Annotated in this window: 17 protein-coding genes; 9 read left to right on the top strand and 8 right to left on the bottom strand. The window is 63.9% G+C overall.

What is annotated here, in order from left to right:
- Positions 1-85 precede the first annotated feature (85 nt).
- The gene (locus F7R26_RS00330; RefSeq protein ID WP_416351293.1) at positions 86-1,855 is read right to left on the bottom strand and encodes a ShlB/FhaC/HecB family hemolysin secretion/activation protein; all 1,770 of its coding nucleotides are present in this window, start codon (positions 1,853-1,855) and stop codon (positions 86-88) included.
- On the bottom strand, positions 1,852-4,380 hold the full coding sequence (locus tag F7R26_RS00325) for a filamentous hemagglutinin N-terminal domain-containing protein (protein ID WP_241754385.1): 2,529 nt from the start codon (positions 4,378-4,380) through the stop codon (positions 1,852-1,854). The genes F7R26_RS00330 and F7R26_RS00325 overlap by 4 nt, the downstream gene beginning before the upstream one ends.
- 643 nt (positions 4,381-5,023) lie before the next feature.
- Here F7R26_RS00325 and F7R26_RS00320 point away from each other — a divergent pair.
- Positions 5,024-7,330, top strand: a complete 2,307-nt coding sequence (locus F7R26_RS00320) for a putative bifunctional diguanylate cyclase/phosphodiesterase (protein WP_150985386.1) — start codon at positions 5,024-5,026, stop codon at positions 7,328-7,330.
- Positions 7,331-7,413: 83 nt separating this feature from the next.
- Here F7R26_RS00320 and F7R26_RS00315 read toward each other — a convergent pair whose 3' ends face one another.
- Positions 7,414-7,698, bottom strand: a complete 285-nt coding sequence (locus F7R26_RS00315) for a hypothetical protein (RefSeq protein ID WP_150985385.1) — start codon at positions 7,696-7,698, stop codon at positions 7,414-7,416.
- Positions 7,699-7,723: 25 nt separating this feature from the next.
- Entirely contained in the window at positions 7,724-8,047 is a 324-nt protein-coding gene (locus F7R26_RS00310; protein WP_150985384.1) for a hypothetical protein, read from the bottom strand.
- 218 nt (positions 8,048-8,265) lie between these two features.
- On the opposite strand from F7R26_RS00310, the gene F7R26_RS00305 reads away from it, so the two are divergent.
- Complete coding sequence (locus F7R26_RS00305) at positions 8,266-9,372, top strand: helix-turn-helix transcriptional regulator (RefSeq protein WP_150985383.1); 1,107 nt, start codon at positions 8,266-8,268, stop codon at positions 9,370-9,372.
- Between the two features lie 8 nt (positions 9,373-9,380).
- Here F7R26_RS00305 and F7R26_RS00300 read toward each other — a convergent pair whose 3' ends face one another.
- A complete protein-coding gene (locus tag F7R26_RS00300; protein ID WP_150985382.1) occupies positions 9,381-10,142 on the bottom strand; it encodes a hypothetical protein in 762 nt (253 codons plus the stop codon).
- 226 nt (positions 10,143-10,368) lie between these two features.
- On the opposite strand from F7R26_RS00300, the gene F7R26_RS00295 reads away from it, so the two are divergent.
- The 3 genes from F7R26_RS00295 to F7R26_RS00285 are packed head-to-tail and all read left to right on the top strand — an operon-like array spanning position 10,369 to position 13,258.
- A complete protein-coding gene (locus F7R26_RS00295; RefSeq protein ID WP_150985381.1) occupies positions 10,369-10,875 on the top strand; it encodes an SMI1/KNR4 family protein in 507 nt (168 codons plus the stop codon).
- A gap of 48 nt (positions 10,876-10,923) precedes the next feature.
- Complete coding sequence (locus F7R26_RS00290; protein ID WP_150985380.1) at positions 10,924-12,501, top strand: AI-2E family transporter; 1,578 nt, start codon at positions 10,924-10,926, stop codon at positions 12,499-12,501.
- 13 nt (positions 12,502-12,514) lie between these two features.
- Positions 12,515-13,258: a hypothetical protein gene (locus tag F7R26_RS00285; RefSeq protein ID WP_150985379.1), complete on the top strand. Its 744-nt coding sequence runs from the start codon at positions 12,515-12,517 to the stop codon at positions 13,256-13,258.
- Between the two features lie 106 nt (positions 13,259-13,364).
- On the opposite strand, the gene chrA is transcribed toward F7R26_RS00285, so the two are convergent.
- The gene (chrA, locus tag F7R26_RS00280) at positions 13,365-14,591 is read right to left on the bottom strand and encodes a chromate efflux transporter (protein WP_150985378.1); all 1,227 of its coding nucleotides are present in this window, start codon (positions 14,589-14,591) and stop codon (positions 13,365-13,367) included.
- 228 nt (positions 14,592-14,819) lie between these two features.
- On the opposite strand from chrA, the gene F7R26_RS00275 reads away from it, so the two are divergent.
- The 3 genes from F7R26_RS00275 to F7R26_RS00265 all read left to right on the top strand — a co-directional run bounded on the left by F7R26_RS00275 (position 14,820) and on the right by F7R26_RS00265 (position 16,558).
- The gene (locus F7R26_RS00275) at positions 14,820-15,146 is read left to right on the top strand and encodes an ArsR/SmtB family transcription factor (protein ID WP_150985377.1); all 327 of its coding nucleotides are present in this window, start codon (positions 14,820-14,822) and stop codon (positions 15,144-15,146) included.
- Positions 15,147-15,332: 186 nt separating this feature from the next.
- Positions 15,333-15,827, top strand: a complete 495-nt coding sequence (locus F7R26_RS00270; RefSeq protein ID WP_150985376.1) for an arsenate reductase ArsC — start codon at positions 15,333-15,335, stop codon at positions 15,825-15,827.
- Between the two features lie 5 nt (positions 15,828-15,832).
- Positions 15,833-16,558, top strand: coding sequence for an aquaporin (locus tag F7R26_RS00265; protein ID WP_150985375.1), 726 nt, complete (start codon positions 15,833-15,835; stop codon positions 16,556-16,558).
- Between the two features lie 80 nt (positions 16,559-16,638).
- Here F7R26_RS00265 and F7R26_RS00260 read toward each other — a convergent pair whose 3' ends face one another.
- Positions 16,639-17,004 carry an ArsR/SmtB family transcription factor gene (locus F7R26_RS00260; protein ID WP_150985374.1) on the bottom strand — a complete coding sequence of 122 codons (366 nt, stop codon included), beginning with the start codon at positions 17,002-17,004 and terminating at the stop codon, positions 16,639-16,641.
- A gap of 1,367 nt (positions 17,005-18,371) precedes the next feature.
- Between F7R26_RS00260 and F7R26_RS00255 the strand changes: the two genes are divergently transcribed.
- Entirely contained in the window at positions 18,372-18,608 is a 237-nt protein-coding gene (locus tag F7R26_RS00255; protein ID WP_150985373.1) for a hypothetical protein, read from the top strand.
- A gap of 517 nt (positions 18,609-19,125) precedes the next feature.
- On the opposite strand, the gene F7R26_RS00250 is transcribed toward F7R26_RS00255, so the two are convergent.
- The gene (locus F7R26_RS00250; RefSeq protein WP_150985372.1) at positions 19,126-20,418 is read right to left on the bottom strand and encodes a hypothetical protein; all 1,293 of its coding nucleotides are present in this window, start codon (positions 20,416-20,418) and stop codon (positions 19,126-19,128) included.
- Between the last annotated feature and the right edge of the window lie 21 nt (positions 20,419-20,439).

The raw sequence follows: 20,439 nt of genomic DNA, 5'->3' as shown, positions 1-20,439 counted from the left end.
TTCCAGCCCAGCTCATCGGCACAGCTCAATAGGTCCAGTTGAGCGTGGCCAAAAAAAGCGGCGCCTTTGTGCCCAGGTAGCTGGGCTACGCGAGCGGCACGCCAACCAGCAGTTCACTGGTGAATGTTTGCTTGGCCCACTGGGCCGAGAGACGGATGCCGGCGCCGGTGCCAGCCACCGATTGCCAGTCGCGGGTTGCGACCGATTGGGTCTGGCCGCCGTCCAGGAACAGGTAGGGCTCCATGCGGATGCCGGCCAGCGCCGGCGCGTTGGCCCACACCATCTCGTTGCGCAGATAAGCGCCACGGTCGCCAGCGATGGCGCCTTCGCGAAAGCCGCGCACGGTGCTGACGCCGCCCGCGTAGATCTGCTCCGAGCCGAACAGCGCCACATTGGCCCACTGCGCAACGAGCTGCGCACGCCAGGCCAGCAGGGCCGTGTCGAAGGCCCGCGGCAACGGCAGTTGCAGGCTCGCATTGGCATCGAGCTTGGTGAACTGCGCATGCGCTTCGTCAGAGCGGATGTCGGCGGGGTCGCGGGTGGCATTGATCAGCCGCAGCCCGCGCGAGACGCCGGCCTCGGCCGTGGCATAGCCTTGCTGGTCGTTGGCGGCAAAGCGCCGCAATCCGCTCCAGGCCGCGCGCAGCACGGTAAGCCGCTGGGGATCCAGCTCCAGGTTGTTGATCTCGCGCTCGCTCTTGCGATAGGTGAGGGTCAGGTCGAAAGCCTGCCGCCCGCTCCGGTCGCGGGTAAGGACCCGGTTCCAGCCCAGCGTATGGCCAAAGGTGCGGCCGTACAGCAGCGCGGTATCGCCAATGGCGGTCTGGTACTCGGAGATCGAGCCGGTATAGCTGAAGGTGTTGTAGCCGAACGGCGCCGCCGCCGAGAGCACGGCCGCATTGGTATCGCGCGTGCCCACATAGCTGGCGGACACCGCCTCCTGCAAGCCCAATGCGTTGTCGGCATCGATGCCCAGCCGCGTGCGCGAGATGCCCGTGGTGCGGCTGCCATAGTTGTCGACGCCGGCATTGAAGCGGAAACGATCGCCGGGCTGGTTGGCCAGCGCCACCACCGAGCTGCCCGGCGTCTGCCCCGGCAGGATCTGCAGCTCGGCGCGGTTGCGGCGCAGGCGGTTGACCTGGTCCACCCCTTGCTCCAGATCCGGCAGGCGCAAGGTGTCGCCCGGCGCGGGGAATTGCCAGCCGGTGCCAGCGTCTGTCAGCAGCCCGCCGCCCACGGTATCGAGCCATCCGCTCTCTTTGCCATCGACGCTACCATCGCTGCCGCGCGGGCGGATGGTGCGCCCGTTGAGGCGGATCGATTCGACCGTGCCCGGCACAACGGTGACCATCAGCACGCCGGAGGCAAGATTCTGCTCGCCCAGATAGGCGCGCGTGGTGATCAAGCCCCGCGCCACAAAGGCTTCGGTAAAGCGCCGCAGCAACAGGTTGATGCGGTTGGTCCCCAATGCCTTGCCAACGAACGGTGCCGTGATGGCACTGATCTCCGCATCCGACAGCACGGTATTGCCGATCACCTGGATACGTTGGATCTCGAACGTGGCCGACGTCTCCGGCACCGCCTCGATGGGCGTGTCGGATGACAGAACCTGCTGGCTCTCGATCCGGGCCGGTGGCTGGGTGGCCTCACGCTCCAGGTCGCGCTGGCGCTGCTCGCGCAACAGGCGCTGCGCCGGGTCTTCCGGCGTGAGTTGGGGCAATGGCGAAGCCGATGCCGATGGCAACGGCATTGGCGGTACCTGAGCCTGCACTGCGCCGGCAGACAGGATAGCCAGGGCCGTAATGGACAGCCGGAATCGGAATCGGAGGCGGAGAGGGGTAGCGCGCCGCATCATTGCCACACCCAGGAAGTGAAACCGAGGTGGTTCTCGACGGTGACGGGAACGCGCTGGCGCGGGCGCGTCACCGTGGTGGTGCCCGCAATGGCCACGTCACCCTCGAAACTGCCCCCATCCGTTACGGTGTCGCCGCTGATGCGCGTGCGGCCCGCCGCCATCCAGCTGCCGCCGATGTCCGTGGCGTAGAGCCTGGCCCAGGTGTCGCCAAAGAAGGCCTTGAAGCCCCGGTCGCGTGCGATCGCCGAGTAGCCGGTCACACCGGCGGCGTAGGTCAGCGGCGCATTGACCGTCAGGTCACCCAGCGCCAGCACGCGCCCGCCCACGTTCGCGGCCAGCTTGCCGGCCTGGATGTCGATATGGCCACCGGCGGACAACAGGCCTCCCGTCACGGTGGTGGTCGATGACGCCGAGGTGCGGCAGACGATCATGCAGCTGCGGGAATAATGCGCGGCGCCGCTGGTGATGCCTTCCGTGCGGAACGTGTCAGCCGCGCGGATCTTGATGTCGCCGTTGTTGGCATAGATTTCCCCGCCGGTATTGATGACGTTGCGCCCGGTGAGCGTGGTGCCCTTGTCCGAGAGCAGATAGGCAATCTGCGCCGGCCGGTCCACCTGGCCATAGTCCACGTCGAAACGCGCGCTGGTCTTGGTCAGCACCAGCCAGCGCTGGCCGCTGCCGGTCTGGTAGCTTGGCTGCTCGCCATTGGCACCGGCTTGCTTGGTGATCTCGTTGCGCAGGTCGCCGCCGGCCGTCACGGCAAGGTAGCCGTTCGACAACATGCGGCCATAGCGGTTGATGACATCGCCCCCGGCCCGGACCGTGACATCGTCGCCGGCACCGAAGAAGATCCCGAGATAGTCCGGGGTGGAGGTATTGAGCACGGTGCCCCCCGTCAGCACGGTCACGGCACCGGCGGACTGCGCCTGCCCCGCGATGCGCGACTGCCCCTGGATCAGCGCGCCCTGGCTGGTCAGCTCGCGGTCGGACTGCAGCAGCACGCCACCCTGGGTGGCCACCAGCGTCGATTGCGCGGCGGCCGAGTCAAGCAGCACCGACCCCGCATGCAGCCGCACATCGGTCGCGGCCAGCACGCTGCTGTCACGCTGGACATAGCTGCCGGCGGCATCGATGGCCACGGCGGCGCCGGAGGCGCGTATGGCGGTGCCCTGCAACGCAAGATCGCGCACCTGGATACCGGTGCCGGCGACGCCATCGACATCGGTATCGGACAACGCCGCCGTGTCTGCCTGGATGCTCAGCGAGCCATTGCGCGAAGCCAGTGCCGTGCGCGTATCAGCCTGCGTGGTCTGGAGCCGCGATGTGGCAATGACGAGGTTGCCCGCGCCCGAGGCCTGCGTGCCGGCAAGCGCAATGCCCGCGCCCGCGTCCAGAAGCCCGATGCCGCCGCTGGCGCTCAGCACCGAGCCAGTCAGCTTGATGGGTTCGCTGTGTGCCTGGCCTGCCGCGCCAATCACCAGATCCCCCGTCGTATGGGTGCCTGCGGCCAGCGTGGTGGCATGCAGGTCGATGCGGTCGGAGGTGACTTGCAGATGGCGGCCGGCATCCAGGTCGCCGGTGCCCGTGACCCCGCCGGTGGCGATCAGGACGTCTTGCAGGGCCTGGATTTTCCCGGAGGCGAGTTGCAGATCGCCGGTACCGGAGACGACAAAATCTCCGGAGGTGGCGTAGGCGCTGCCGGCGTGCCGTACGCCCGCGCCCTGATCGGTAACGAGCAGCTCGATACGGCCCGAGACGAGGCTACCCGCGCCGGTGATGTCCACGGCAATGCCCTTGCCGCGGATGTCCTCGGGCGCCGTGTACTTGATCCAGTCAGTCTGGTTATCGGTGGCCGAAGGCCCTGTATTGACCTCCGCCTCGCTGGTTCCCGCGATCAAGCGCAGTTTGGCGGTGGGGCTGCTGTAACGGTTCTCGATCCTGCCGCCAATGCGAATCTGCTTGGCAATCAACTCAAGCTGGAGCAGTTCACCGGACAGCCCTTCCGGGCCGATCTCAAGCAAGCCCCGACTGGTCTTGATGGTGATATTGCTTTGTGCCGCCGCATTGTTGAGCGTCGTCAGGTCGACCTGCCCGGTGGTCAACGCCAGCTTGCCAATGTTGTGCACCGTCATGCCATTTACGGTAATCCCGTTGGGATTGGCCACAATGACATTGGCGCGGTTTCCCAGCACATTCAACGGCCCTTCGAGCAATGACGGATTGGTGCTCGTGACCTGATTCAGGATGGTGCGGGCGAGCACCGCGCGGTTATCGAGATCGACGCCGGCGCGCGGAACGTTGAAGTCCCGGTAGGTGTTGGTGGAAACGCCGCCAACCGCATTGGTAATGCCAACGGTGATGCGGCCATTGGCCCCCACCGTGACCGTGGGCGCGCTGTTGCCGCCATCGGGCACCACGCCGGCGGCAAGGCAAGTACCGGTGAGCAGGAGCGTCCCCCACGCCAGGGCGGAAAGGCGCAGGCCGTGCGCCGCCATTGCGGTGACCGTCGTCTTTTGGTGCGCCATCCCAATCTCGCCAAGCCGCACAGGGCCTCTCCCATTCTCAAAGTGCGCGCAGACGAAATCGGATAAGACGATGCGTAAGACGCTTCCCTTGCTCAACAAGGAAACGCCAATGCGATGCTGCCGATGCTGCCGATGCTGGCTATTCGGTCGATTCTGCCGCGCTAAATCTGGACGCGACATTAACAGAGCGCCATCGTAAAAAATTTGGGAAATTTCCCAATCCTCTGGTGTGAATTCGCTTCTGATGGCTCGGCAAACGCATCAGTCAATGGATCTAACAAAACTTCAACAATTGTGTCTAAAACAACGGTCATGCTTTAATCAGGTGTTAGCGAAACTGAACTCATGGTCTCGACCGCGCTTTCCGCAGGCGCGGTGATCGCTCCTGAAGAGGCAAAAGGAAGAAAGGAAGAAAGGCGTCCGTTTATAACGGCGTCCTGACCGCGAGGCATCACCCTACGTAGGGAGGGCGAAGCATGTGGGCGGATGAAGAGAGAGAGGCGGGCGAAGGAAGACCCCGCGCGTATCGAGGCTGGCGCCAGCCGATGACAGCGACTTCACTGAGGCAGCAGTTTTGGTCGCAAGAACGTGCCAATATTCGTAGAATGTTGCCACCCGCCAGCCTCAACCAGGGAGCGCAGCAATGAAAGAAAGCCCGGTGCCAGCCGATTCCGGCGATGCCGCATCGCTCCCAACCAGTCGCCCTCCCTCCGACCTGGCCGACGAGATGCTGGCATTCGAGCAAACGGTACTGCGGTTGATCACACGCAATATGCCGCTTCCGGCACTGCTCGCCGAGGTATGCCGCCGCGCCGAGGCGATGCTTGGCGAAGGGCCGTCCTGCTCCATCCTCCTGCTCAATGCCGATGGCACGCATGCGAAATTCGGCGCGGCGCCTTCGTTGCCCGACGCGTTCAGCGCGGCGATCGACGGACTCCAGATCGGCCCCGGCGCCGGCTCATGCGGCACGGCCATGTTCGAGCGGCGCATGGTGGTGGTGGAGGATATCGCCACGGATCCCTTGTGGAGCGACTATCGGCAGCTTGCATTGCCGATCGGCCTGCGCGCCTGCTGGTCGATGCCGTTCCTGGACGATGCCGGGAAGGTGCTCGGGGCGTTTGCGGTCTACTATCGCGTCCCGCGGCGACCCACCGCCAAGGAAGAGACGATCCTGCGGACCATCGGGCAGAGCGTGGGCCTTGCCGTGCATCAGGATGCGATTGCGCAACGGCTTGTGCAGAGCGAAGAACATCATCGCTTCGTTGTCGACCTCCTGAGCGAAGGCATCCTCGTGCTAACGCCAGGCGGCATCGTGCTGGCATGCAACCCAAGTGCGCAGCGCATGTTCCGCTCGGCCACGTCGCTGGTTGGCAGCAATATCTACGGCAAGGTTGCGCGGTCCTTTCATGACGGCGGATCCCCGATCGCGTTCCAGGACCTGCCAACGTCCCGCGTGATAGCAACGGGGCAACCGGTTCTGGGCCAGGTGATCGGGCATGAACTGATCCATGGCGAGATCATCTGGGTCAGCGAAAATGTGGTCCCGATCATCAAGCCCGGCGAGACGGCACCGGGCTCCCTGCTGGTCTCCTTTGTGGATATCGGGCCGGTACGCGATGCCACCCAGCGCCTGAAGTATCTCGCGACGCGAGACTCCCTGACGGGACTGTTCAATCGCGGCTATCTTGCCGACCGGATGACCGAAATACTCGCGCCCGGCGACAACGATGGACAAGACCCGCTGCGCGTTGCCATCGTCTACGTCGACCTGGACGGCTTCAAGCTGGTCAACGACTCGGCCGGGCACGAAACCGGCGACGCCCTGCTGCGCAGCGTCGCCCAGCGGCTTACCCGCTGCGTGCGAGACGACGACACGCTCGCACGCGTGGGCGGCGATGAATTTGTCATCGTGATACGCGGCTATCGCAGCACCGAAGAGCTCGCCGCGCTGGCCACGCGGCTTCTCGAGTCCATTGCACAGCCGTTCACGCTCGGCGAGAACGCGTATTTTGTTGGCGCATCGATTGGCATCAGCCTGTTTCCAGAAGACGGCCGTGACGCCGCAACGCTGCTGCGCAATGCGGACTCCGCCATGTACTACGCCAAGCAACTGGGGCGTAACAGCTTCCAGTTCTTTACGGCGTCGCTTAACTTGCGCATGCAGCGCCGCTTTGCCGTGGAGCAATCCTTGCGGCGCGCGCTGAGCGCAGGCGAGTTCAATGTCGTCTACCAGCCCATCGTGGACGGCCAGAGCGCAAGCGCGGTTGGCGCGGAAGCCCTCCTGCGATGGCACAGCAGCGAACTCGGTCACGTCTCGCCCGAGGAGTTCATACCGGTCGCGGAAGAGACAGGCATGATCGTGGCCATTGGCCAGTGGGTGCTGGAGCGGGCATGCGCGCAAGCGGCCGAATGGCGGCGAACCATCGCACCGGATCTATCGATCGCGGTGAACCTGTCCCCGCGCCAGATCAACGCGGGATTGGCGCAGATGGTCCAGGGCTGCCTCACGCGCGCGGGGCTCGAGCCCAGTGCGCTGGAGCTGGAAATCACCGAGGGGCTGTTGATGATGGATAGCGAAACCGTGATGCCGGCACTGACATCGCTGGCCCGTACCGGCGTGAGGATTTCCGTCGACGACTTCGGCACGGGCTACTCGTCGCTATCCTATCTGACGCGCTTCCCGCTTCATAACCTCAAGATCGATCGATCCTTCGTCGCCGGGCTGCCAGACAATCGCGACTGCACCGCGATTACCCACGCGGTTGTCGCCATGGCGCATTCGCTCGGCATGAGCGTCACGGCGGAGGGCGTGGAAACCCCGGAACAGGCAGCCTATCTACGTTCCCTGGGCTGCGAGAGACAACAGGGCTTTCTATTCTGCCGGCCCGTGGAGCCGGAGGAATTTGCACACCGGCTAGGCGAACTTGGCTCGGCGGCGGACGCAAGGTAGGGCAAATCCGGCGCTACCGTAGCTCCCCTCTCCCGCATGGCGGGAGAGGGGAGCAAACCAGCGTATTGCTTCCGGCAGCCGCGTTACTCAAGATCCTCCACAAGCACCGTTCCGTATGCGGCTGCGGCGGCAACGATGAAGCCAAGCACTTCGGCGCTCAGGCCATTGATTCCCGAGAAACTGCAAAAGTAGAATCCGTAGGGCTCCACGCTGGCGATGGCATCGGGCATCTGGCCCGAATTCCCCGGCGACCGGAAATCAAAACCGGAGGCCCCCTTCCTGCCCGCCCCGCCGCCCGCGCGGCCAAGGATTTTCTCGGCAATGTCTTCTGACGGCAGCTCAACAACGATCTTGTATTCAACACCCATTCTGATGTCTCGTTAAAAGCTGGCGCTACCAGAAACGGACCGCCCCGCCCAGCATAAAGAAGATCAAGACCAGCCCGTACTCTCCGAGCAACAGCGGCGCCATCGTCAGCATGCCCTGGAGGACCACCGCCACCTTCCAGCGCCTGGACAAGCCATAGCGCCACCAGTACAGCGCATGCAGGATCAGGGTCAGGCCGTTGGCCACCCAGACCACGCCAAGGGCCATCATGTAGTTCTGCTGTGCGATCCGCAGCACCAGGAGCAGCACACCCGCCATCAAGATCAGCAGCGATCCGACGCCAAGCAGAGCACGGCCCGTGGTGACCGGGTCGGACGTAGATCGTGGCATTGCATTTCCTTTGTCGGCGTGTTTGCATCCGCCGTCTCTAACCAACCCAACCCGGCACATCCCGCAGGCAGGCTTCGGGATCGAAGCCGCGCCGAGTTTACAGGTTTATGCCGCAGCTGGCATAGGCGGGGCTCGATCAGCGTGCGGGCTTGTAACTGGACAACGCTTGTCCAGTCCGAATACGATACCGGCGACAACAAACCTCATGCCTTACCCAAATGCCGACTCCCGCCGAAGTGCAACGCGCTGTCCTGGACATCATGGCTTCGCAGCGCCGCGATGCATGGAAGTCTCCCGAACTCAAGCAGGCAGTCATGGCAAAGCTGGGGATGTCGGGGGATCAGGAAAAGGACGTTCGCCGTGCCTTCGCCGCGCTGGAAGAACAACACTACCTCGCGGGTGAGGGCAATGGCTCCGCAAGGCAGTGGAAACTGCTGGCAAACGGGCCGGCGGCTGCCGTGCGGCCATCGATCGATCTTTCGCTGGCGCTGCTCAAGCTGCGTCAGCTTGCACGGCACCACCTTCCCAACAGCGTCATCGGCGACCTCGAAGGGTACTTTGAAGGTGCCGCGCGCGTGCTCCGTGCGAACCCCATCGACAGCCGCTCAGAGAGCGCGCTGGCGTGGATGGGCAAGACAGCGCGCCTGGACGCCGGCTACCCCTTGATCCCGCCAACAGTCGACGAACAGATCTTCGAGACCATCTGGGCCGCGCTGTACCTGGACCAGACGCTGTTCGTGCGCTACCAGGTAGCGGCCAGGGAGATCACGCAGCCCAAGGAATACGAGGTGCTGCCCTATGCCATCGTCGAGAAGGGCTCGTTCTGGTACCTGGTGGTCAAGCACCGGCGCTCCAGCGGCAAGCAGGGCTCGCCATGGTTGATGCGGCTCGACCGCATGCTTGCGGTAGAGAACCGCGGCTTCGTGCTCAAGCGTGAGCCTGGGTTCAACCTGCAGGCCTTTATCAAGGAGGAGAAGGCGCTGGAGTGGTTCGCCAGCACGCCGGAGCCCCTCGTTCTGCGCGTGCGCGAGCGTGGGTCCGTCCCGAGCCAGTTCCGATCCGTGCGGCTCTCCGACGATCAGTGCATCACCGAGGAAGAGGGCGGCTTTGTCCTGACCGCCACCGTAGCGCCGTCGATCGCGCTGAACAACCTGCTGCTGGAGCGCTCGCCGTTTGTGGAGGTCATTGCGCCGGCAAGTGTGCGGCGCGAGATCGGCAGGCTCCTCAGGGAAGCGGCTTCCCTGTACGCCGACGACGGCTGCAACGATGGCGATGGTGTTGACCACACCGCCGCGCAGCCATCGTCCCTGGGGTCGGCCGCCTAACGGAAGCCTTAACGCACCAGATCCGGCCAGGGAAACGCAACCACCAGATCGGCGCTCGCCTTTTCGAAAGGCCGCGCGGAGTACCGCAAGCGCCGGGCGATGACCCCGGTGCGCTGGCGCAGCGCGGCAATGGCCGCGCTCGGGCCCGCAATGGAGATCCAGGAGGGCGCCGCGTAGCCTCCGCCGATCAGGGCGACCAGATCCTCTTCGATCTTGCCGGCCAGGCGCTCGGGCGCGGGGTCGGTTTGCTGCAGCAGCAAGCAGGTGGTATCGAGCGATGCCAGCTCCCGCAGCCAGCTAAGCGGCTCGCTGCCCTCGGCCAACAGCGTGGCCGGATCCAGCGTCGAGCGCAAGAGAATGCCCAGCGCGCTCGCCAGGCTGCGCGAGCCAGCGAGGATCCAGCTGCCCGCGCGCACGGCCGGCAACTGGCTGGCAGCACCGAGCACAAGCGCGATCTCAAGGCTGCCCGTGTTGCGCGCCTTCCTCATCGCCTGCACCGGCCCCATGGCATTCCACATCGCGCCCCCGTTGGCGCCGGTCAGGCGCGCGGCGTCAACCAGGTGGACAACCACATCGGCGCGTGGGCCGGCATGCCCGGCCTGCATCCATTCCACGGCACCCGCAAACGTCGGGCAATCCATGATCACGCCCTGCACCTCCTCCGCCGAAAAACCCCAGCGCTGAATCGCAACCCGCAGCGGCTTGATCGGGGTCAGCACGTCGTGGCCGATGGTCGCGATGGTCATGTCGAGGGGGTCGTTCTGATGCATTTGCAGGCTCCTGTGTATCGGTAGCCGCAAGTCTGCTGGCCGCACCGGACAATTCACTGTCCGGTATCGCCTCCAATATGCACCCCTGTCATGCGGTTGAATGCCATGCAACCTCAACCGGCTGCCCAAGAAAAAAGATCCAGGATTTTCCTAAAGTTATCCGAGGAATGGCCGATCTGGAATTGGCGAACGCATCACACGGCAACGCGCATCACTGGAATCCAAGATGAACACGCAATGGCAACGCCTGATAGCCCGGCTGACAGCACACCACCCGGACCGTCTGGCAGGACTCAACCCACCCGCATCTGCCGAACGGGTGGCAGACCTTGAGCGCGAGCTCGGCGTGTCCCTGCCCGATGACTACGTGCAATGCCTGCTGGTGCACGACGGCCAGGATCGACACGCCGAATGGCTCTTCGACGGTACCGAATTCCTATCCACCACACGCGTGCTGCGTGAATGGAAGGTCTGGCACGCACTCTGGGCCAGCGGCGAGTTCGCGCAAATGACCGCAAGGCCGGATCCCGGCGTGAAGCCACTGTGGTGGTCGCCCAAATGGATCCCCTTCACCTACAACGGCGTCGGCGATCACCTCTGCCTGGACCTGGACCCGGATACCGGCGGCCAGTACGGCCAGGTCATCGCCCTGTGGCACGACGCCCCCAGGAGAGAGCGCATTGCGGACAGCTTCGGCCAATGGTTCTCGCAACTCATCGCGCGCCAGCAGTAAACAACCGAACGACAGCCAAGCCTAACCAAAAGCGAGCAAGAGCCAGCAATGAGAGAATCCGCTACGCAGCTGCGCGAGCAACGGCTTCAAACCCTATTCGACGATTGCCAGCAGCATGTGCTTGCCCAGATCATCGGCCCCTTTGGCTTGTCTACGGCGATGTTCCAGGACAAGACCGGCGGCAACGTCACCACCGCCCACAACTTCGCCCAAGGCACCACCGCAACGGACGACGACCAGGCGCGATACGCGCGCTTCCGGCAAAGCGCCGACGAGTTCGACCGCGCCAGCTACGCGGCAAGCACCACCGATTGGCAGCGCAAGCGCGACAGCGCGGCGCAAAGCGGCGTCGATGGCTACACCGGCAAGCCACTCAGCGAAGACTTCGACCTGGACCATGTCATTCCGCTCAAGGCCGTTGCCACCGATCCCCGCGCACACCTTGCGCTTGGCGAAGTCAAGGACGGCGCCGCCAGCGTCGACAAGATCAAGACGCTCCTCAACGACGACGCCAACCTGGTCGGCACCGACGCCAGCCTGAACCGCTCGAAGAGCGACAAGGATGCCCAGGAATGGGCCCGTGCCAATAAAGCCGGCCAGGACGACAAAACCAACGCCGAGCACTACGAGGTGGATCCCAAGCGCATGGACGAGGCCTACCGCACCGCCTCCGACAAGATCAACGCCACCATCGACACCAGCCTGCTCAAAAAGCAAACCGGCGAGCTCCTGACCACCGGCCTGGACCAGGCCGCGCGCATGGCCGTGCGCCAGGCGCTGGGGCTGCTGCTCACCGAACTGGTCAACGGCCTGTTCAATGAGTTCAAGGTCCTGATCAAACGCGGCGTGGAGGCCGGTAAAACGCTCTTCCAGGAGATTCGCGAGCGCCTTGGCCGCGTCATCCAGACCGTGGCCGCAAAGCTGCCAGATGCCATGGGGCAGCTGCTTGGCGGCGGCGTCAGCGGCTTCATGAGCAATCTGCTCACGTTCCTGATCAACTCGTTTATCACCACGGCCAAACGCATCGTCACCGCCTTGCGCGAGGTACTGCTCGGCCTCTACCGCGCGTTCAAGCTCATCGCCATGCGGCCCGCACACATGACGCCGCGCGAGGCCATGCAGGCCGCGCTGAAGATCCTTGCCACCGTCGTCGCCACCACGGTCGGCGTGCTGCTTGAAGAGAGCGTGTCAGCCTTCATGCTCACCATTCCCTTGCTCAAGCCATTTGCCGATGTGGTGTCCCCCGTGCTGGTGGGCATTGTCAGCGGCCTGCTGTCCGCCTACCTCGCCTATCAGATCGACAGCGCGTTTGACCGGCAGGCACGCGACGAAAAGCTGCTGGACGAACTGATGGCCGACGCACAACGCCGCTCCGGGTTCGCGGAAGAGCTACGCGCCCTCTGTGACGCGTCCCTGCGCAATGTCGAACAGTACGCCCAAGCCATGCAGGGCTACGCCGACATCGGCGCGGCCTATGGCCAGGCAGGACAGACGAGCGCGCTCACCCTCGCCAGCCTGGAACACACCAATGCCCAGACGCGCGAGCAGGTTCGCCGCAGCCACGAAGGCGTTGCCAGCATCGAACACCGTCAACAGCAAATCGACGCATTCCTGAACCATCTCTAACACGGACAGCAGCATGAGTTACGCAGGCAAGCAGGATCTACAGATCGTTCACGCATTCTCCTCGGTGGAGCTGCCAGAGCATATTTTTAGTTCCGGCAAGATCCAGGAACTGGTCGCCCGCATGGCAGACGCCAAGAACGCCACGGAAGGCGACGGCAATCGCCTCGCCCGCCTGCGCCGCGAGAAATCCAACAGTAATTTTGTCAGCAACTGGTGGAACGACCTCGACGACAAGATTCAGGATGCCAGCCTTGACCTCAGCCAATCGATTGGCAGCCTGACCCAGCGCTCCGCGGAACTGCTGGCCGTCAACACCGCCATCTCCAAGGTACTCAGCGACCAGCAGCAGGTGCTGCTAGAGCAGCAATCACAACTGCGCCAGCAAGCCACCGCGCTTGCCGAGCAGAACAAGCAGATCCGCGCCCAGCAGGACGAACTCGCGCAGCAGCAAACCGCGATCAACGCTGCAAACGAAGGCCTGCTGCAAGCCAAGGGCGTGTCCCAGGAGCAAGCCCTCAAGCTCATCGGCTGCGTGCAACGCGTGGAAGCCGCCGAAGCCAAGATGGAATCGGCGAACCAGGCACTCCTCCAAGGCATGGAACACCATCTCGCCCAGGCCGCGCAGACACAACTCGCCAAGCTTCGTGCGGAGCAACTGCAGAGCACAAAGCGCACGCGCTATGCCATCGCGGCCGCGCTGAGCCTGAGCGTGCTATCGATTGCGCTGCAGCTGGCGATGCACTTCGGCGCAAGGTAAGTCACGGATAGATCAGACGTTCATGCGGTTTGGTCATGACAACGGGGTGGTGAATGCGGCCACGGTTTGACCGCACCTGGCGCAAACCCGGTTGGCGGCGCGCGTGTTAAAGCGCGACGCTCAGCAGCCACCCGGCCGCTCCGCTGCAAATGACAACCAGCCACGGCGGAAGCTTCCAGAACATCAGCGCCACAAACGCGATCACCGCGAGCCCGAAGTCGGCGGGCCCGTGCACGGCGCTGGTCCACACGGGATGATAGAGCGCGGCCAGCAACAGCCCGACCACACCCGCGTTTACGCCGGCAAGCGCCGCCTGCGTGCGCACGTTGCGGCGCAGCTGCTCCCAGAACGGCAACGTGCCGGCCACCAATAAAAACGACGGGACAAAGATAGCCACCAGGCACACCAGCGCACCGACCCACCCGCTCGGCGCAACCGTCATGGATGCGCCAAGAAACGCCGCAAACGTGAAGAGCGGCCCCGGCACCGCCTGCGCTGCGCCGTAGCCCGCCAGGAAGGTGTCATTCGTTACCCAGCCGCTGGGCACAACCGCGGCTTGCAAGAGCGGCAGCACCACGTGCCCCCCGCCAAAGACCAGCGATCCCGCACGATAGAACGCACCCGCCACCGCCAGCGTCTGATTGGGCCAGGCTTGCACGGCCAGCGGCAGGCCCGCCAGCAGGATGAAGAAAACGCCCAGCAGCAAGCCCCCGGCACGCCGGCTGATCGAGATCGGCAGCGGGTCGTGGGTTACATCGCGGGCTGGTTTGAACATCGCCAGACCCACCACGGCGGACGCAGCGATCACGCCGACCTGTCCCCACGCATTCGGCCAAAGCAGGGCCACGCAGGCGGAGAACGCCGCAATGGTGATGCGGGTCGTATCCGTGCACAGACTGCGGGCCATGCCCCAGACGGCCTGCGCGACCACGGCCACGGCCACCACCTTCAGGCCGTGCAACGCCCCGGCCGGTATCACATCGCCCCACGTGGAAATGCTGAGCGCGAACAGCACCAGGGCCACCGCGGACGGCAACGTGAACCCCACCCAGGCCGCCACCGCGCCCATGAAGCCGGCGCGCGACAGGCCTATCGCCATGCCAACCTGGCTGCTGGCGGGACCGGGCAAAAACTGGCAGAGGGCAACCAGATCCGCGTAGCTGCGCTCGCTCAGCCAGCGTCGACGCGTGACGAACTCCGCCCGGAAGTAGCCCAGGTGAGCAATCGGCCCCCCAAAGGAAGTCAGGCCCAGCCGGAGGAAAGCGAGAAACACCGCCCAGGCATTGGCAGTGGCATCCCCATCCCTCTTGACCTCATTCTCGGTGGCTAGCATCCATTCAACTCCGCTTCGGTTGGCAAACAATCGATTTTCGCGATCGAAGATCGATAATCCTCCCATGCTAGCGACCCTGGATGACAAGCGTCAAACCGCCGCGCCGGCGGGCACTGCCCACCGTCCAGCCGGCGTCGCCTATCGTCGACCTGGCGCCCACGCCGCCCGCCTTCGTCTCCCGCATTCATCGCCCTTGTTTTTGGCCAACATTTCCAATATTATGGAAATATGGAAGAAAACGATGCTATCCGCGCTCTCGCCGCCCTGGCCCATGGCCTGCGGCTACAGGTGTTCCGCCTGCTGGTGGTGGCCGGGCCATCCGGGTTGACGCCCGGCGCGATGACCGAGCAGATCGGAGTGCCCGGCGCGACGTTGTCCTTCCACCTGAAGGAATTGATGCATGCCCGCCTGATCACGCAAGAGCGTGAAGGCAGGCATCTGATCTATCGCGCCGCGTTTGCGCACATGAATGACCTGCTTGGCTTCCTGACAGCCAACTGCTGCCAAGGCGAGGCCTGTCTCGACAATGCCGCCACTACCGTTTGTGCGTGTTGAGCGTGCTAAATGGGAACGAAAAGGGGAACGAAAGCGGAACCCCAATGCAGCGCTTTCCTGTCCACCTCAATGTCCAGGACCTCGGCAAGCACATCGCCTTCCACGCGAAGCCGTTCGCGGTCGAGCCGACGCGGAGCACGTGATCGGTCCCCAACACAGCAAACTGACCACAACCAGGCGGTTCCCATGACAACCAACGTCCTGATCCTTTGTACCCACAACTCCGCCCGCAGCGTGTTGAGCGAAGGCATGCTCAACCATCTGGCAAAGCAGCTCGGCAAGGATGTCTGGGCCTATAGCGCCGGCAGCGCGCCGAGCGGGCGCATCAACCCGTTCGCACTCGAAGCGCTGAGCCAGGCCGGCGTCAGTGTGGAAGGCGTTCGCAGCAAGAGCTGGGACGAGTTCGTCGGCGACGATGCCCCCAAGATGGACATCGTGATCACCGTGTGCGATAGCGCCGCGGCCGAGGCCTGCCCATACTGGCCAGGCAGCCCGGTCAAGGTGCACTGGGGCTATGCCGATCCCTCGCACGCGCAGGGCGGCGACGATGCAAAGCGCCTTGCGTTCGAGCTCACGCGCCAAGCCATCGGCTACCGCATGCTGCAACTGCTCATGCTGCCGCTTGAAACCATGGATCCTGCGCAACTGCAGCAAGCCCTGACCAAGATCGCGCGGAGCTAACAGCCATGATCGGTCTGCCACGCCAGGTTGCAGGGGAAGTGATCGGTACCGCCTTGCTGCTTGCCGTGGTGATCGGCTCGGGCATCATGGCCGAGCGCCTGGCCGGCGGCAATATCGCCGTTGCCCTGCTGGCCAACACGCTAGCTACGGTAGGCGGCCTGTACGTGCTCATCGAGGTCTTCGGCCCGATCAGCGGCGCGCATTTCAATCCCGCCGTGAGCCTGGTGATGGCCGTGAAGGGCGAGCTACCCCGGTCCGCCCTGGCCCCTTACATCGTCGCCCAGCTGGCCGGTGCCGTGCTAGGCGCCTGGCTGGCACACGCCATGTTCGATATGAGCCTCCTGCAGGTCTCGGCCAAGATCCGCAGCGGGCCAGGCCAATGGATCGCGGAGACCGTGGCAACAGCCGGCCTGATCCTGGTCATCCTCCGCGCCCCCAACGGACGCGCCCCCGCCATGGTGGCAAGCTACATCGGCGCGGCCTACTGGTTCACCGCCTCCACCTCCTTCGCCAACCCCGCCGCCGCCTTCGGACGCATGTTCAGCAATAGCTTCGCCGGCATTGCGCCCGCGAGCGTGCCCGGCTTCATGCTCGCCGAACTGCTCGGCGCCTGCATCGGCCTGCTGCTGCATACCGCATTGCTGCCACGCGTGCAGGAACAGGGTCACCCAAACGTGATCGAGGCCTCAGGCCAACAGGAAGACGCGCGCGGAACGGGTGAGCGCGTCTGAGCACAGGCGCCGATACGTGACACCTGCCCGGCCAGATCCATCGTGGCGGGCTCGACAGTCCGCGCGGTTCGCCGCGCAACTCACTCCGACCCGGCCGGCGCCTTTGTCCGTGCAGCACGCCTGGGCTTGCACGCAAAGGAAGGGACATCGCAGCCCTTCGGATCCCCTTCACAGCAGTGCGCCATCAGGAATCCAAGCAGCTCGTTCATCCGCTCGTAGCGCGCCTGGTAGATGACGTTCCGGCCCTCCTGCCGGCTCGCGACCAGCCCGGCATTGGCCAGCTCCTTGAGATGAAAAGACAAGGTTGCCGGCGGCAGGCCCAGCGCCTCGCCAATCCGCCCGGCATGCATGCCGGCCGGGCCGGCCTGGACCAGCAGGCGGAAGATCGCCAGGCGAGATTGCTGCGCCAGCGCGGCCAGGGCTTTTACGGCGGTTTCGCTGTCCATCAGAAGGCTCGCGGTAGTAGTGCTACCGCGTATTCTCCGCCAGAACGAAGGCCAGCGGGCCGCATTCGGCAATGCCCATGCCTTCGCTGGACTTGCGCGTGGAAAGCGACGCCGAAGGTTCGGTGCCACACAGATCACCTCCTGCACAAGAGAATAATCTTCACAAGCGCGGAGCCAGCGTGGCAGGACCCGACCACCTCAACAGAAGAGGGGGCAAAACAATATGCATCACCAAGCTGTGCTAGCCGCAAGGATGGCGGCCGTTGCCCTGTCCGTCGCGGCCCTGTTTGCCGCTGCCGCAGCCTGTGCGCAAACGCCAGCGCGGCAAAGCGACGTCAGCAAGGCGCAAAGGATGTCGGTCTGCCAGTGCGTAGCCGACCTCCTTTTCATGGCGGCGCAACAGCGCGATACAGGGGTGCCCAGGCAAGATGTACTCACAAAGCTGAGTCAGGTTGGCGGGGGCGACCCGATCTTTCTCTCCACCGCCACCGAGGCGACCAACATTGCGTACGACATGCCGCAGATATCGCCGGCGAAACTGAGAAAGATTCATATCGACAGGTGCAGGAAGGGGGGCCGGTGAGGAACGTGGATGCCAGGTCTTGCCCGGTGAGCGGCGTGATTGTGTGCCGCGTCAGCGGTGCTTGCTCTTGTCCGCAGTGCGGTACTTGCTCTCCAGCCTCGCAAGCACAGCTTCGGCAGGCTTAGGGGTTCAATGGGAATGGCGCTTGTACGTGCATCCCGTTTGCTCAGGCAAGGCTGGAACACCGCGGCTTGCCGTCCTGGCCGGTGAAGGATTGTGACAGAGAACTCTATCGCTGCTAAGACGCCGATGGTGCGCCGTCTGCGTTCGACCCTGACCGTAACAACGCTATGTCGCAAATGATCAGGCACATTGACGCAATCGCGAGTCACAAACAACGAGACGTGCCGTTAATGACGCTCTTTGAGGACGAGCGGGGCTACATGTGACTAGGGACAGCCGGGGGAGCAAGACGCGGGAGAAAGTGATCACCTGGTTGGCCGCAAACGGCTACGCATGGACGCCGTGCGGCGAGGCGGCCGAGGAGCGACACCCCGGGCTATCGCTCCTCGATCTACATTGATACGCTCTTCGATCAAACAGATCCGGCGCATGGGGAGCTCGATAGATTTCTGGAAAACTCGGATGGCAGCCCGCGTTCGGCAGCGATGCGATTCTGTGCGCTGTCACTCGATGTGGCGATAACGAACGCACACCACGATGAGCCCGGCTTCTGGAAACGATGAGCGGAGGATCTTTGACCTGCGGCCACGGCATGGTTGGCTCCGGAGCCTTGCGTGTGTCGCCACGTCCGGAACAACGGCAAGCATATTCGGAGATGAGAATGAGAAGCGATGGATGGTCCGAGACATTGATTCAGCAAACCCGCTCGATGCTGCAGACTTTGCCGCTCACGGCTGATGGATATGTCGCCTTGAAGAACAGCGATGGAAGATTTGGCAGGGTTTCCCTGAACGATCTTGTGGCCGGCGAGTACGCGGTGGAAGATAGGTCAACGGGCGAGCTACGCAGGTACGCATCCGTTGATGAATTGATTGCTGACGGCTGGGTGATCGACTAAAGCGCGAAGCGCTGCCCGTGGGTCCTCCCTGTCAAAAATTCTCCGCCCACCGCTCCCAGAAGCCAGGGGCATCGTGGTGCTTGTTCCCCAACGCAAAATCAAGGGATATCGCCCAGAATTTCATCTCTGGCAGTCGCATGCTGCCATCAGGATTCTCAAGAAAACGCTCGAGCGCCTGGTAGGCGAGATCGGCCGGATCGGACGGCGTGTCGATGTAGATCGAGCCGCGGTAACCGCGGAGAATGCGCTCGTTGGCAATCTCGCCACATGGCTCCCAGGCGTGGTCCCTTGCAGTCAGCCAGGCGATGACGTGCTCACGAGCTTGTTCTGACGCCAGTCAGTCGCCGCGGCTTGCCTGTCTCCGTCCTCGAAGAAGGTCGCGTACAGAACATCGCGATGCTTGCGACGTGCGATTGCATCAATGTGTTCGATGCTCTGCGGCATTGCTTTGTACTCGCGAGGAGCGGTTGTTAGCTGGACTACAAGATTTTAGGTTTGCGAAGAAGCTGCCGACAGCTTACGCTGGCACATGATGCGCCTCTACAATCCTGCCGGCGTCCAGCTTCACCGCCAGGACAGTCGGCTTTTGCTGCTCAAGCAGCATGGCCTCGCCAGCGGCAAGACCCTGGCTCTGCGCGCGCACGGCGGCGGCGACCGCGACCAGTTCGTTCTGCACCCACTTGCGCAGGTTCGTGCGCTTCTCCGTCAGGGTCGATTCGCGCTCGAGCCGCGACTGCACCGTTTCGATCTTGGCTTCCATGAGTCGCTTCGCCTCATCCAGGAGGCCGCCGACGCGAACCAGGGATTCGACCGAATCCTCGAGGCTGTCCAGACGTGCCTGCTTCATGTGCGGCTCTCCGGGGAAGGCCGACAGCAACTGCCATCCCGCGACGCGAGCCCGCACGCACAGCAGCCATTGTTCATGCAGCCCGTCAAGCAAGGCCTGGTGCTCGCGGATCTTTGTCACAAAGCCGTTCGTGCGAAAGGTGTCGGGATCCTTGATCGCTTCGATGCCCTGTGTCTCGCGCGTTAGTTCGGACTTGAGATGTCGCTCGGTGGCAAGGAGCTGGCCCTCGTAGTCCTCCAGCTTCTGGCGCACTGCGGGCGACAGCTCGCCCTGAAACAGTGCCTGTGCGACCTGGCGCAGGTAGTCGAGAGCGCCGAGGATGGAAGACTTGCGCTCATCGCGCAGGAAAGCCTCGATGCGATCCACGCCTTGCTTGATGTCGTCCAGCTTCTTGGTGATGTCGGCGAGGTGCTTTTGCGCTACGACCAGCGAGGCGATGTTCAGGATGGCGGCTGCATTCACCATCTTCGACAGACGGGATGGGTCGAGCAGCCTGGCCTGCTGCTTGATGCCTTTGGCGCCCATGGTGAAGGCGCGGTATCCCTCGCCGTCCGCCGCCTTGACTAGCGGACCGTCGATGATCACCTTCATATAGCCGCCGCGCGCGACTTCGCGCGAGGTCAGCAGGCTGGGCACGGCCTGGAGGACCGGGCCGAGCTGACTGAGCGTGGTGCCTTCGGCCGCAATCGGCCGCGAGCCTTTTGGCAGCTTCCCGGGAAATTCCGAAATACTGACGACAGGCTCCGCGGCCGACGGGCCCAACAGAATTGCCACAGTGTCCTCTTCCTCCTGCACTTGCGCCGGCGCAGGGCTAGTCGCCTCCCCAGACATGGTGACCAAGGACGCACGTTGAGCAACGGGGACAGGTGTGTCGGCTGACTGGCCAGCACGCCGGCGCGATACGACAGTCGCGACGACGGCGGCGATGACGATAGCCAGACCAGCCCAGATGAATGCGTTCACATTAACTCCTAGTATCTATTG

This window comes from Cupriavidus basilensis, assembly GCF_008801925.2.
GTDB classification, from domain to species: domain Bacteria; phylum Pseudomonadota; class Gammaproteobacteria; order Burkholderiales; family Burkholderiaceae; genus Cupriavidus; species Cupriavidus basilensis.
The sequence above is the reverse complement of the archived record's forward strand: the minus strand, read 5'-3'. Positions and strand labels throughout refer to the sequence as shown.

Excerpts from the sequence above, each read along its gene's own strand:
- F7R26_RS00315 (WP_150985385.1), bottom strand. The coding sequence starts at position 7,698 with ATGGGTGTTGAATACAAGATCGTTGTTGAGCTGCCGTCAGAAGACATT.
- F7R26_RS00290 (WP_150985380.1), top strand. The coding sequence starts at position 10,924 with ATGAGAGAATCCGCTACGCAGCTGCGCGAGCAACGGCTTCAAACCCTA.
- F7R26_RS00270 (WP_150985376.1), top strand. The coding sequence starts at position 15,333 with ATGACAACCAACGTCCTGATCCTTTGTACCCACAACTCCGCCCGCAGC.
- F7R26_RS00260 (WP_150985374.1), bottom strand. The coding sequence starts at position 17,004 with ATGGACAGCGAAACCGCCGTAAAAGCCCTGGCCGCGCTGGCGCAGCAA.
- F7R26_RS00325 (WP_241754385.1), bottom strand. The coding sequence starts at position 4,380 with ATGGCGCACCAAAAGACGACGGTCACCGCAATGGCGGCGCACGGCCTG.
- F7R26_RS00310 (WP_150985384.1), bottom strand. The coding sequence starts at position 8,047 with ATGCCACGATCTACGTCCGACCCGGTCACCACGGGCCGTGCTCTGCTT.
- chrA (WP_150985378.1), bottom strand. The coding sequence starts at position 14,591 with ATGCTAGCCACCGAGAATGAGGTCAAGAGGGATGGGGATGCCACTGCC.
- F7R26_RS00275 (WP_150985377.1), top strand. The coding sequence starts at position 14,820 with ATGGAAGAAAACGATGCTATCCGCGCTCTCGCCGCCCTGGCCCATGGC.
- F7R26_RS00320 (WP_150985386.1), top strand. The coding sequence starts at position 5,024 with ATGAAAGAAAGCCCGGTGCCAGCCGATTCCGGCGATGCCGCATCGCTC.
- F7R26_RS00305 (WP_150985383.1), top strand. The coding sequence starts at position 8,266 with ATGCCGACTCCCGCCGAAGTGCAACGCGCTGTCCTGGACATCATGGCT.
- F7R26_RS00285 (WP_150985379.1), top strand. The coding sequence starts at position 12,515 with ATGAGTTACGCAGGCAAGCAGGATCTACAGATCGTTCACGCATTCTCC.
- F7R26_RS00295 (WP_150985381.1), top strand. The coding sequence starts at position 10,369 with ATGAACACGCAATGGCAACGCCTGATAGCCCGGCTGACAGCACACCAC.
- F7R26_RS00265 (WP_150985375.1), top strand. The coding sequence starts at position 15,833 with ATGATCGGTCTGCCACGCCAGGTTGCAGGGGAAGTGATCGGTACCGCC.
- F7R26_RS00330 (WP_416351293.1), bottom strand. The coding sequence starts at position 1,855 with ATGATGCGGCGCGCTACCCCTCTCCGCCTCCGATTCCGATTCCGGCTG.
- F7R26_RS00255 (WP_150985373.1), top strand. The coding sequence starts at position 18,372 with ATGAGAAGCGATGGATGGTCCGAGACATTGATTCAGCAAACCCGCTCG.
- F7R26_RS00300 (WP_150985382.1), bottom strand. The coding sequence starts at position 10,142 with ATGCATCAGAACGACCCCCTCGACATGACCATCGCGACCATCGGCCAC.